Source organism: Halopolyspora algeriensis (assembly GCF_003337235.1).
GTDB lineage: Bacteria > Actinomycetota > Actinomycetes > Mycobacteriales > Pseudonocardiaceae > Haloactinomyces > Haloactinomyces algeriensis.
The window spans coordinates 563,979-576,863 of the sequence record NZ_QPJC01000001.1; the positions used below are offsets into that span (position 1 = coordinate 563,979).

Below are 12,885 nucleotides of genomic sequence, written 5' to 3' on the forward strand. Positions count from 1 at the left end.
CCCGAGACGGGTGCCCGGCAGCCGAGATCCGGGCGGGAGCTTACCCTGTGTCCGTGACACCGGTGGTTCGGCTCATCCTCTGCGCGCTCCTGCTCCTCGGCGGTGCCGCGCTGGTATTCGTCGGGTGGCGCAGCCTGCGCGGGCGGCTTCCCCGGAACAACTACGTCGGTGTGCGCACTCCCGCGACGATGCGCAACGGCGACGCCTTCGAACTCGGCAACCGCGTCGCGGCACCGGCCACGTTGGGCAGCGGGGCGGTGCTGCTGCTGTCCGGCACATCCCTGCCGATGCTCACAACGACGTTGAGCGCCGCCATGGTGCTGGGCATCGGGTTTGTCGGCGCGCTGGCCCTCGCCATCGTCGGTGGCGTGCTCGGCCACCGTGCCGCCGCAACCGTCCCGGCGACGGGCACGGCATCCGGAGCGGTCTCGGCCAATCCGTGTGCCGGCTGCGCGGGAGGGTGCTGCGGCTCCCTGCAGGGAGGCTGAGGACACGGTTGCGCAGGGCCGCCTCTCTGCCTAGTTGAGCTGGACATCCCCGGGATGAGTGGCCAGAAACGCCAGGGGAGTTCCCTGCCTTCGCAGGACGCGCCCCCACAGGTTCCCCGCGGGAACCGCGATGACGTCGTCCGGCAGCGACGGGACGACGATCCAGTCACCACGGTCGATCTCCCCGGCCAGTTGCTCGGGCTCCCAGCCGGCGTAACCGGCGAAGAAGCGCATCCCCCGAGTGCGGGTCATCAGACCGCCGGGATCGCTTTCGAGATCCACCAGGCCCACCGGCCCCCGGACACCGACCACTCCCGAGAGGGCCTCGACATCCTCCCCCGTCTGGAAAGCGGCCAGGCAGATCGCGGTGCGCTGCTCCACCGGGCCGCCCACGAACAGCGACTGCGGTTCGCTGGCGTAGCTCCCCCACTCGGGTAGCACATCGTGCACCGCGATCTCGCTCGGGCGGTTCAGCACGACACCGAGCGTCCCCTGCTCCCGGTGGTGGATGACGAAAACCACCGTGCGGCGGAAGTTGTCCTCCAGCAGCTGTGGGGCAGCGACAAGCAACATGCCCGGTTTCACTTCCGCGTCGGTTCCCACACACGCATGATCTCACTACGCGGCCCGATTCGGGCGCGCCCCACCGTTGTCCGCATGCCGTCACAGTCGCACCCGCTTCCGCGAAAGCGGGGCATCCTGCCTCGCGGCCGGCACGAAGGCGGCGAATGACTTCCGGGCGACAATATTCGGCAGTACAACAGGGCAGTACTACCGAATATTATCAACGGCTCGTACTCACTCCGACTCGGAGAACTCGATTCCCTGGTCACGCGCCCAGCGGTACAGCTCGGCAACAGCCTCGTCGTGTTCCATCGGCCCCCGATCCAGCCGCACGTCCTTGAGGTGCCGCCACGCCTGGCCCACGACCGGACCCGGTGCGACACCGAGCAACCGCATGATCTCGTTGCCGTCCAGGTCGGGACGTACCTTGGCGAGGTCCTCCTCCTCGGCGATCCGGGCGATCCGCGCTTCCAGGTCGTCGTAGGCACGGCGCAGGGCGTTGGCCTTGCGCCTGTTGCGCGTGGTGCAATCCGCCCGCACCAGTTTGTGCAACCGGGGCAGCAAGTGCCCCGCGTCGGTCACGTACCGGCGCACTGCCGAATCGGTCCACTGGCCGTCGCCGTAACCGTGGAATCGCAGGTGCAGGTACACCAGGTTGGACACGTCACCGATGACGTCCTTCGAGTAGCGCAGGGCCCGCAGACGCTTACGAGCCATTTTCGCCCCGACCACCTCGTGGTGGTGGAAGCTCACACCGCCTCCCGGCTCGAACCGCCGCGTGGCGGGCTTGCCGATGTCGTGCAGCAGTGCGGCCATGCGCAGCACGAGATCCGGTTCCGCCTCGGGATCCGCGGCGCGCTCCAGGTCGACCGCCTGCTCCAGCACGACCAACGAATGCCGGTAGACGTCCTTGTGCTGGTGATGCTCGTCGATCTCCAGGCGCATCGCGGGCAGTTCGGGCAGCACGTACCCGGCCAGACCGGTGTCCACCAGCAACTCGACGCCACGCCGGGGGGAACTGCCGCACAGCAGCTTCGACAGCTCCAGCTGGATCCGCTCCGGGGTGATGCGCTCGATCTGTCCGGCCATCTCCCGCATCGCCTCGACCACCCGGGCGGCGGGCTCGAAGTCGAGCTGGGAGACGAAGCGGGCAGCACGCAGCATGCGCAACGGGTCGTCGGCGAACGACTCCTGCGGGGTCGCGGGGGTGTCCAGTTTCCGCTCCACCAGAGCCGTCAGGCCGTCGTGCGGATCGACGAAGGTACGTTGCGGAAGTTCGACCGCCGTCGCGTTGACCGTGAAATCGCGGCGCAGCAGGTCACCCTCGATGCTGTCACCGAAGACGACCTCCGGATTGCGGCTCACCCGATCGTAGCTGTCGGCCCGGAAGGTGGTGATCTCCACAGTCGTACCGCGCCGGTAGGCACCCAGCGTGCCGAACTCGATACCGGTGTCCCACACCGTCTCGGCCCAGTCCTCCAGCAGCTCCTGCACCCGAGAGGGGCGGGCATCGGTGGTGAAGTCGAGGTCGCCGCTCAACCGGCCCAGCAGGGCATCCCGAACACTGCCTCCGACCAGGTAGAGCCGATACCCCTCCTCGGCGAAGCGCTGCGCGAGCTCTTCGGCCACCGGAGCGACCCTCAACAGCTCCATCACGGCATTGCGTTGGGCGGCTCGCTCGATGCGCTCGGCTGCGGGGCGGTCGGCTGCGGAATCGGAAGGTGCGGGCATGGACGACGACTCGTGTGCTGACGAATCGGGATTCGGAGGGGACACAGCAAACCAGGGTATCGGCCGCTCGGCCCGCTCCCGTGCGATGGCCGAGACACGACCACCCGCGAAGATGCACATTCCTTCGCGGGGTGATACGCGACACCGTTTCACTCGCCGGTGCCCATTACCATCGGCGGTATGCCTTCCTCCTCCGGACGCTCCGGCGATGCCAGGCCGGGACGTCGGAACCGGCGTCGACGGAGCCGGTTGAGGACGGTGGACGAGACTTCGGCAGGGGGCCTGGTCATCGACAGCGCCGGAGTCCACGCTGCCATCATCGGGAGGCTGGACCGTCGGCGACGGCTGCTGTGGTCGCTACCGAAGGGCCACATCGAACCCGGCGAAACCCCGGAGGAGACTGCACAGCGAGAGGTCGCCGAGGAAACCGGGATCATCGCCAAGGTGGCACAGCCGATCGGTGTGATCGACTACTGGTTCGTCGCGGACAATCGGCGAGTACACAAGACCGTGCATCACTTCCTCCTGGACGCGGTGGGTGGTGCGCTTTCCGACGAGGACGTGGAGGTCACCGAGGTGGCTTGGGTGCCGCTTGGTGAACTGGACGAGGTGTTGGCCTATGCCGACGAACGCCGGCTGGTCCGGCATGCGGTCGCGCTTCTCGGTAGCGCCACCGGGACGGCGGATCCGGGCGCCGGGACGGAGTGAGGATTGAGGTTCCTCCTTGCTGCCGTGGTGGCCGTACTGCTGGTCGGCCTGGTGCCTGCGGTCACCCCGAAGGCAACTGCGCAACCGGGTGCGACAAGCACCGAAATCGAAGTGACCGAAGTCACTCCTTCGATCATCGGTCCCGATTCACCGCCGGAACTGACCATCACCGGGACGGTGGCCAACACCGGCAACCGGACACTCTCCAACCTGGAGATGCGGGTCCAGCGCGGCACCCCGAGAACGACCGAGTCCGACGTCCGGGCGGCGCTGCAGGGCAATACCGCGACCGCGGCACACACGCGATTCACCACGATCGCAGGCAGTCTCTCCCCGGGTAGCAGGGAACGGTTCACACTGCACATCCCGATCACCGGCGGTACCGATTCGCTGCGGATCAGTCACCCCGGGGTGTACCCACTGCTGCTCAACGTCAACGGTGCTCCCACCTCCGGCAATCGCGCGCGAGTAGCGGAAGCGCAGTTCATGCTGCCCGTGCTCGCCCCGCCGGGCAGCACCGGTGACGCACCCGACCAGCCCACTCCCTTCACGATGCTGATCCCGCTGATCGATCGCCCGCGGATGGAGCGGGCAGGCACTCCCGGCAGCCCGGCAGTCCTCACCGACGACCGGCTGGCGCAGTCGCTGGCACCGGGAGGCCGCCTGTTCGGACTGGTCGATGCGGTCGGCAAGAAGGCACCCCCCGGATCACCGGTGGGCCGGGGACTGTGCTTCGCCGTCGATCCGGACCTGATCGTCACCGCCCGGGCGATGGCCGACGGCTACCGGGTGCGCCACAACGACGGGAGTACCCGGCAGGGCCGGGGCACGGAGGCCGCGAAGCGCTGGTTGACCAAGCTGCGCGAGGTCGTGCAGGGACGCTGCGTGATCGCCCTGCCCTACGGCGACGCGGACATCGTCGCGCTCGGCCGGGCCGGGTTGCCGGACCTCGTCAGCGGGGCTCTCGACGGTGCCGAGATCGTGCGCGCCGAGCTCGGTGTGGCGCCCCGGCGCGACATCCTGTGGCCGATCGACGGGGCCTTGGACGAGCCTGCCGCGACCCAGCTTTCCGGGACGGGAATCGACACGCTGCTGATGCACCCACGCTCCCTGGCCCTGCCTCGGGGATCGCTGCAACCGGTGCGCATCAAGACCCAAAACGGGAACTACACCCCCACCGCTCACCCCGTCGACCCATTGCTGTCCCGGGCCCTGAACCCGCACGGCGGCTCCTCCACGGTGCTGTCGCCCACCGGGGACGCGACGCTGTCCGCGCTGAACACCCTCGGTGCCCTGGCCTTCCGAGCCACTGCCGGTTCCGGGGGGCACAACGCCACATCGTTGCTGGCCCCGCCGAGGCGCTGGAATCTTCACGGGCAGGACCTGGCCGGGCTGCTCACCGGCCTCGAAAAACTGACGAAGGCCGGGTACGTGCAACCGACCGGGTTCCCGGGAACCACCGAGTCGGGCGGCGGCTCGAGCGGTGACACCGAGTCGGGCGGCGGTTCCTCCGAGCAGTCCGGGAGTTCGCACGATGCGCCGCCGTCCCGAACGACCGCGGCACCGACCACCCCGGCCTCCCGACAGCCGCAGCAGGACTCCCGGCAGGAGCAGGCGGCGACCGCGAAGCAACTCCCCATGGCCACACTCACCTACCCGGTGTCGGCGGCCACCGAGGAGATCCGCCAGGAGACACTCGACATCATCGCCGCGCGGAACTACAAAATCGGTGAGCTCTACCGTGCCGCCGAGCGCGACCCCGCCCTCAACGTCGATCCCGCGGACCTGACCACTTCGCTGCGCAACGGGCTGTTGCGCAGCGCCTCCAGTGCCTGGCGAGGTGATCCGACGGCCTCCCGCCGCTGGGTGAGTACGGCGACCGAAGCGTTGGCGGACTCTCTGAACGGTGTCCGGATCGACGAGTTCAACGGCCAGATCTCACTGACCTCCTCGAACAGTCCGATTCCGGTGACGGTGACCAATCGACTGCCGGTGACGGTGGCGGTGAACCTGCACGTCGACAGCCCACCCGGTATCACGGTCACCGACCTCGGACTGCTCAAGATCCCCGCACGCGGAAGCCGTCAGTTCTGGCTGGATACCGAGGTGAACCGATCGGGCAAGTTCAGCGTCGACATCACCATCCGCACCGAAGGCGGCACCCAGCTCGGCTCCACGCGGCGCATCCAGCTGGAGTCGAACGCCTACGGCACCATGCCGCTGCTGATCACCATCGTCGGTGCGGCGCTGCTCGTGCTGCTGTCGGCTCGACGCCTCGTCCGTCGGGCACGCGCCCAGCGCGCCGAGGCCGCCGCCGGGGAGCAGCAACCACACAACAACGATGATCAGCAGGAAACGGAGCAACCTATCCGGGGAGGGTCTGCGTCTTCGGAATCGGAGCCCGCTGCTCCGGGGGCCGCTACCGAGAGCAGTGACCACAAGCATCCGGATACCGAACACGACGCCACTGAACGTAACCAAAATGAGGAGTGACATCCTGGCCGGGGGACACGTAAGAGTGAGCACGGACTCCGAGGAGTGAAGGGCTGACGTGGTGCACCGAAACGGGAACGCCGACCCCGGCACGAGCCCCGATGCTCACCCGGCGACATCGGTTCGGACGGCGAGTTCGCAGTCACGGGTTGCATTCGCCTCCGAGAGCCTGACCGAGCCGATCCCCGCCGTCCCCGACGAGGCCGTCGACGAGCTGGCGACCGAACAGACCCGGGTCCTGTCCCCTGTCGGCTCGGACTCCGGACCCGGCTCCCGCAAACCGTCGTTGCTCAAGGCCAGCGGCTCGATGGCCATCGCCACACTCGTCAGCCGCATCACCGGCTTCGGCTGGAAGCTCATCCTCGCCTATGCCGTCGGCTTCGGCGTCATCAACGATTCGTTCACCGTGGCCAACACACTGCCGACCAGCATCTTCGAGCTGCTCATCGGCGGCGTGCTGACCAGTGTGATCGTGCCGGTGCTGGTACGCGCCCAGAAATCCGACTCCGACGGGGGCCAGGCCTACATCCAGCGGCTGCTGTCGCTGGCGACCGTGCTCCTCGGAGTCGGCACGGCGCTCTCGGTCATCGCCGCGCCGGTGCTGGCCGCGATCTTCGTCGGAGGCTCCAACGGCGCGACCACGGAGCTGACCACTGCCTTCGCCTACCTGCTGTTGCCGCAGATCTTCTTCTACGGCGTGAGCGCTCTGGTCAGCGCCATCCTGCAGTCCAAGCAGGTTTTCGGCCCGCCGGCGTGGGCACCGGTGATGAACAACGTCGTCATCCTCGCCACACTGGGAATCTACACCCAGGTCCCCGGCGAGTTGACGATCAATCCGGTCCGCATGACCGACGCACACCTGTTGACCCTGGGCGTCGGTGTGACCTGCGGCATCGTGGCGCAGGCGTGCATCCAGATCCCCGCGATGCGCAAGACGGGGTTCCGGTTCCGATGGCGGTGGGGCTGGGACCCCCGGCTGTCCGAGTTCGGCGGACTGGCCCTGTGGATGCTCGCCTATGTCGGAGTCAGCCAGATCGGCCTCATCGCGCTCACCAAAGTCGCCACCGCCGCGGATCCCGGCGCGTGGGCGATCTACAACTACGTGTGGATGCTGCTGCAGCTGCCCTACGGCGTGATCGGCTTCTCGGTGATGACCGCGATCCTGCCCCGGATGAGTGCGGCGGCGGCCGATCAGGACCACCAGCGGGTGATCGAGGACCTGTCGCTGGGAAACCGGCTGTCGACCGTGTTCCTGCTTCCGATCAGCGCCCTGATGACCGCACTCGGCGCACCGATCGCGCTCGCCCTGTTCTCCGTCAAGGGCGGCACCGGCTCGATCGACCAGATCGGCACCGCACTGGCCGTCTCCGCCTTCGGGGTACTGCCGTACGCGATCACGATGATGCAGATGCGGGCGTTCTACGCGATGAAGGACGCCCGGACACCCACCCTGATCATGGTCGCGATGACCGCCGCCAAGCTGCTGATGGCGGTCACCGTGGCGACCGTGCTGCCACCACAGGAGGTCCTGTTCGGCCTGGTCTTCACCAACTCGTTCACCTTCGTCGTCGGCTGGCTGATCGGCGAGGTCTGGCTGCGTCGCCACCTCGGAGCGCTGGGCAGCAGGCGTTTCCTGATCACTCTGGGCAAGACGCTGACGGCATCGGTGGCCGGTGGCGCACTGGCCTGGCTGGTCGGCGCCGGCATCGACGGACTGATTCCCGGCTCCGCAGGAGCCGTGACCGGGTGGCTGCAACTCCTCATCGGCGGGACCATCGGTCTCGTCGCTGTCTTCGGCGCGATGTGGGCACTCCGGGTCACCGAACTGCAACCCGCGATCGGGCGGATCACCGGTCTGCTTCATCGTCGCTGACGTCCACGTCACGTAGTCTCGAGCAGGAACCTCTTTCCGTGGTGGTCGGGGCGCCCGGATTCCGCGGCAACAGCCCCAGCAGCCCGGCAACAGCGCCCAGCGAGACCGGAAGGAGCGGGAGAGAGCAGGTGAGCGGTAAGCCAACCGAGCAGGTGAGCCAGGAACGCAGCGGAGCAGGCGGAGGTGAAGGCTCACACGAGCAAGGGCTGGTACCCGGTGCCGTGCTGGACCACGGCCGCTACCGGCTGCTCACTCAGGTCGGTTCGGACGACCGCTGCGCTGCCCGGCTGTGGCGCGCCAAGGACGGAGTGCTGGGCCGCGATGTCGCCCTGACCGTCCTGGTGGGCGACCGCGCCAACGCCGAGCACGCCGCGAACGCGCGCCGCACGTTGGAACGTGCGATGCACGCGAGCACCTTCAACCACGTCGGCGTGGCGCGCGTACTCGACGTGGTCACGCAGTCACCCGGAGATCCCGAATGCGTACTCGGCCTCGTGATCGCCGAGTGGACGCACGGTACCGACCTGCTCGACCTCGTCGCCGAAGGACCGCTGCCCCCGGGTACGGCGGCCAGGCTGCTGCAGCCACTCGCCGCTGCGGTCGAGGCCGCACACCACGCGGGCCTGGTGCTCGGTGCCGACCACCCGCAACGGATCAGGGTGACCTCCGAGGGCGAGATCCGGATGGCCTTTCCCGGGCCGCTGCCGCATGCGGGCTCCGGCGAGGACGTGCGCGGGCTCGGCGCCACGCTGTACCTGCTGCTGACCGGCTACTGGGCACTTCCCGGCGGCCCCGAGTCGGCACCGCGCGCACCGACCGATGCGGACGGCTCCCTGAGCATGCCGCGCACCCTGCGCCCCATCGTGCCGCTCGAACTGTCCACCGTCTCCGTCCGCGCGCTGGGCACTCCGGAAACGACCGGTACCACCGGCGGAGTGCGTACCGGGGCAGCCGTACTGCGTGTCCTGGAGCAGTACGCCAATGCCGAACCGTCGAGCACCGTCATGCAGTCCACTCCGGCGGGCAGCGAAACGCGGGAGAACGAGCTCTGGCACACCGAGGACCCGAAACCCGACAGCAGCCGGCGCAGGAAACTGACCATCGGTGTCGCCGTGCTGACGATAGCCACCCTCGTGGTGCTCGGCTGGGGGACCGCGGCCCTCGTGGGCCTGATGACCGGCTCGAACGCGAACTCGGGACCGTCGGTGGTCCTGCGGCCGGAGCGCACCGACAACGGCAGGCAGCAACCCGCCCAGCCACCTCCCTCGGCCGCAGGGTCCGTGCCGATCACCCGGGCCGATGTGTTCGTCACCGAGCAGAACAGGGACAACCGCGCCGACGCCGGTCTGGTTCACGACGGCGACCCGTCGACCCACTGGAACACCGACAGTTACAACGACCAGTTCGGCACCGGCTTCAAAAACGGTATCGGCCTGCTGCTCACGCTGGAGAAACCGGCGACGATCACCGAGGTCACGATCCGGTCGCCCAGCCCGGGAACCCGGGTGGAGATCCGCGCCGCATCGAGCACGTCACCGACACTGGAATCCAGCAGGGTCATCGGGACCGGGACCATCCAAGCCGAGAGCACGCGGATTCCCGTCAAGGCCGACGAGCCGACCTCTCACGTGCTGGTCTGGATCAACAAGCTCTCCCGGGACGGTCGCTACAGCTCCCGGATCAACGAGATCACCGTCACCGGGCGGACGCAGTAGGGACCACTCGGGCAACCGGCACAAGTCGGATCCCGAACTCGCCGATCTGGCGGATGTGCCGTCATTCATGATCAGTAGAGTGCGTCACCGTGGCTGCCCCCCTCGGTTCGGATTTCGACCTCCTCGCGGCGCATACCAACGGAGACCCACACGCTTTCTCCGAACTGTTCCGCCGACACCGGGACCGGTTGTGGGCGGTGGCGCTGCGCACCATGCGTGACCACGATGAAGCCGCCGACGCGCTGCAGGATGCCATGCTCTCGGCGTTCCGCAGCGCCCGATCCTTCCGCGCGGAATCACAGGTCACCACATGGCTGCACCGGATCGTGGTGAACGCCTGCCTCGACCGGATCCGTCGGCGACAGGCGAGAGCGACCGTTCCACTGCCGGACTCGGGTCCCGGCGAACCCGCATCCGGCAACGATGCGATCGCCGACCAGGACGTCCGGATGGTGGTGCAGGACGCGCTCGAGCGGATCCCCGAGAATCAACGTGTCGCGATCGTGCTCGTCGACATCGAGGGATACCCGGTCTCCCAAGCAGCGGTAATACTGGATGTCGCCGAGGGGACCGTGAAAAGTCGCTGCGCACGAGCCCGGATCAAGCTCGCTCGACTCCTGGGGCATCTGCGGAACCCGGATGCGGATGCCGGCGTCGAAGGTGACGCGATGGTCACACGTCGACAGGAGGGGCGATGAGTGGCGAGGACCGGCGCGAGGCAGCGCCGCAGGGCCCACCGTGGTCCCCGAACCTGCTGGCCGACTTCCAGGCGGGGTTGCTCGACCCCGAGACCCACGAGACCCTACGAGCCCGGGTGGACAACGACCCACAGGCACAAGAGGTCCTGGCGGCCCTGGACACCACCCGCGCGGAACTGCGCAACCTGCCGTCGCCACCACTGCCCGGCGAGGTCACCGAACGGATCGAAACGGCACTGCGAAACGAGGCACACTCCCGGACCACGGCCCCTTCCGGGGAGCAAGCACCCATACCGCACCGGGCGGAGACGGCCACGGTTACCGGCATCGGCTCGGCCCGGAAGCGACCCGGCGGGGCAGGACCTCGCGTATTCGGGTGGGTGGCGGGCCTGGTCGCCACCGCAGCGGCGGTGCTCGGCGCCGTGGTCGTGGCCACGTCGCTGCCGGGTGGGTCCGACACACAGCCCCGCGCGGCCACAGCGCCTCCGGAGACCTCCTCGGGATCCGGCCGGACGGAGCAGACACCGTTGGCCCTGCGGGGTGACGGTCTGGGGCTGAACGGGGAGCAGTTCGCGGCAGTGCTCGGCTCCGAGCAATACACCGGCCTGTCCGATCCGAGCAGGCTTCCCGGATGCCTGCAGGCCAACGGGGTGAGCCACGTGCGTCCGCTCGGAGCACGCGAAATCACCCTCAACGGGCAGGATGTCCAGCTATTGGTCCTGCCGACCGGCCGGGCCGGCGAGTTCCGGTTGCTGGCCGTCGGTCCCGAATGCGGCCCCGGGCAGCCCGCCACCATCGCCGATACCGTGTTCGGCGGGTGACCGGCGCAGGCGCGTGTTCGATACACGCCGTACTCTGCCCTCCGCCACCCCCGCGAGGGTGCGGGCGGATGTGGCCCGGGCCAACGCAGCGCCGAATCGGGAACAACAGGGCCTAGGATCGACGTTGACCCGAACGCGCGGGCATCGCACCACGCGCGAGAACACGACCACGGGCACGCAACTAGGGAAGGGGCGCGGTGACTGGCGACGTCCGGAACCTCATCATCGTGGGCTCCGGCCCGGCCGGCTACACCGCAGCGGTGTATGCCGCCCGAGCCGAGCTGCAACCACTGGTCTTCGAGGGCACCCAGTTCGGTGGTGAGCTCATGAACACCACCGACGTGGAGAACTATCCCGGATTCTCCGACGGGATCATGGGTCCTCAACTCATGGAACAGTTTCGTGCCCAGGCACAGCGCTTCGGCGCCGAACTCAGGACGGAAGACGTCGAGGACCTCGACCTGTCCGGCGAGACCAAGATCGTCACCGCCAACGGCACCCAGTACCGGGCCAAGGCCGTCATCCTCGCAATGGGATCGGCCGCCCGTTACGTAGGCGCTCCCGGTGAGGACCGACTGCTCGGCCGCGGCGTGTCCTCCTGCGCGACCTGCGACGGTTTCTTCTTCCGCGACCAGGACATCGCGGTGGTCGGCGGCGGCGACTCGGCGATGGAAGAAGCCACGTTCCTGACCCGCTTCGCCCGGTCGGTCACGATCATCCACCGCCGCGAGGAGTTCCGCGCCTCCAAGATCATGCTGGAACGCGCCCGCGCCAACGACAAGATCGCGTGGCGGACCAATGCCACCGTTGCCGAGGTGCACGGCGAGAACGCGGTTTCCGGCCTCACCCTGCGGGACACGGTCACCGGCGAGACTTCCGAACTGCCGGTATCGGGCATGTTCGTGGCCATCGGGCACGACCCGCGCAGCGGAATCGTCCACAACCAGGTCGCACTCGACGACGAGGGCTACGTGCTCGTGCAGCAGCCTTCCACCCACACCGGTGTTTCCGGTGTTTTCGCCGCGGGAGACCTGGTGGACAAGACCTACCGGCAGGCCGTCACGGCCGCCGGTTCGGGATGTTCAGCGGCCATCGACGCCGAGCGTTGGCTCGCCGAGCAGGAGGCGTCCGGTACTGCTGATGTCGCACCCGAGCATGTCGGCGGTGGGTACGGTCCCGCAGCCGATGCCGACACCGAAGCCGTCGCCGCGGGCTGATCCTCCTCGGATCACCCTTTCCACCAATCACGATCAGCAAGGGAGACGAACATGGCCGGCAAACCCGTCACCGTGGACGCCAACTCTTTCAGCACCGAGGTTCTCAGCAGCGACAAGCCCGTCCTGGTCGACTTCTGGGCGGACTGGTGCGGTCCGTGCAAGATGGTCGCTCCGGTGCTCGAGGAGATCGCCGACGAGCACCAGGGCAAGATCACGATCGCCAAGCTCGACATCGACCAGAACCCCAGTATCGCCCGTGACTACCAGGTGATGTCGATCCCCACGTTGCTGTTGTTCTCCGGTGGCGAGCCGGTCAAGCAGATCGTGGGAGCCAAGCCGAAGGCGCAGTTGCTGGAGGACCTCTCCGACTACCTGTGACCGGACCTTCTGCGCGGTCTCGCCGCCGAAGGCAACCGATCGACGTGATCCCACCGTTTGCGACGAATACCGTCGACAAACGGTGGGATCACGCTTTGTGCACGATTTCCGTGATCTTGTGGCCCAAAGCGCCGAGAAAGCAGCGACAAGGCACAATTACTCACGAACACCATCGTGTAGCAGGAATGGACAACGGGGG

General features: G+C 68.0%; 11 protein-coding genes. 9 read left to right on the forward strand and 2 right to left on the reverse strand.

Translation table 11 applies throughout. From position 1 onward, the window contains the following. The first annotated feature begins 53 nt into the window (after positions 1-53). Positions 54-488 (forward strand): SdpI family protein, encoded by a 435-nt coding sequence (locus DFQ14_RS02735; RefSeq protein ID WP_114451576.1) that lies wholly within the window; start codon positions 54-56, stop codon positions 486-488. 30 nt (positions 489-518) lie between these two features. On the opposite strand, the gene DFQ14_RS02740 is transcribed toward DFQ14_RS02735, so the two are convergent. Next, entirely contained in the window at positions 519-1,091 is a 573-nt protein-coding gene (locus tag DFQ14_RS02740) for a YqgE/AlgH family protein (protein ID WP_114451373.1), read from the reverse strand. Between the two features lie 195 nt (positions 1,092-1,286). Continuing rightward, positions 1,287-2,783 (reverse strand): CCA tRNA nucleotidyltransferase, encoded by a 1,497-nt coding sequence (locus tag DFQ14_RS02745; RefSeq protein ID WP_114451374.1) that lies wholly within the window; start codon positions 2,781-2,783, stop codon positions 1,287-1,289. A 180-nt stretch (positions 2,784-2,963) separates the two neighbouring features. Between DFQ14_RS02745 and DFQ14_RS02750 the strand changes: the two genes are divergently transcribed. From DFQ14_RS02750 to trxA, 8 genes are all read left to right on the forward strand, one after another. Further along, positions 2,964-3,491 (forward strand): NUDIX hydrolase, encoded by a 528-nt coding sequence (locus DFQ14_RS02750; RefSeq protein WP_114451375.1) that lies wholly within the window; start codon positions 2,964-2,966, stop codon positions 3,489-3,491. Positions 3,492-3,494: 3 nt separating this feature from the next. Continuing rightward, complete coding sequence (locus tag DFQ14_RS02755) at positions 3,495-5,984, forward strand: DUF6049 family protein (RefSeq protein ID WP_141921382.1); 2,490 nt, start codon at positions 3,495-3,497, stop codon at positions 5,982-5,984. A gap of 58 nt (positions 5,985-6,042) precedes the next feature. Further along, entirely contained in the window at positions 6,043-7,857 is a 1,815-nt protein-coding gene (gene murJ, locus DFQ14_RS02760) for a murein biosynthesis integral membrane protein MurJ (RefSeq protein WP_114451377.1), read from the forward strand. A gap of 128 nt (positions 7,858-7,985) precedes the next feature. Continuing rightward, positions 7,986-9,572, forward strand: a complete 1,587-nt coding sequence (locus tag DFQ14_RS02765; protein WP_114451378.1) for a protein kinase family protein — start codon at positions 7,986-7,988, stop codon at positions 9,570-9,572. Between the two features lie 89 nt (positions 9,573-9,661). Further along, positions 9,662-10,270, forward strand: a complete 609-nt coding sequence (sigM, locus tag DFQ14_RS02770; RefSeq protein WP_114451379.1) for an RNA polymerase sigma factor SigM — start codon at positions 9,662-9,664, stop codon at positions 10,268-10,270. Further along, on the forward strand, positions 10,267-11,091 hold the full coding sequence (locus DFQ14_RS02775) for a hypothetical protein (protein ID WP_114451380.1): 825 nt from the start codon (positions 10,267-10,269) through the stop codon (positions 11,089-11,091). The genes sigM and DFQ14_RS02775 overlap by 4 nt, the downstream gene beginning before the upstream one ends. Positions 11,092-11,288: 197 nt before the next feature. Beyond that, positions 11,289-12,308, forward strand: a complete 1,020-nt coding sequence (gene trxB, locus DFQ14_RS02780) for a thioredoxin-disulfide reductase (RefSeq protein ID WP_114451381.1) — start codon at positions 11,289-11,291, stop codon at positions 12,306-12,308. A 51-nt stretch (positions 12,309-12,359) separates the two neighbouring features. After that, positions 12,360-12,686: a thioredoxin gene (gene trxA / locus DFQ14_RS02785; RefSeq protein WP_114451382.1), complete on the forward strand. Its 327-nt coding sequence runs from the start codon at positions 12,360-12,362 to the stop codon at positions 12,684-12,686. Positions 12,687-12,885: the final 199 nt, after the last annotated feature.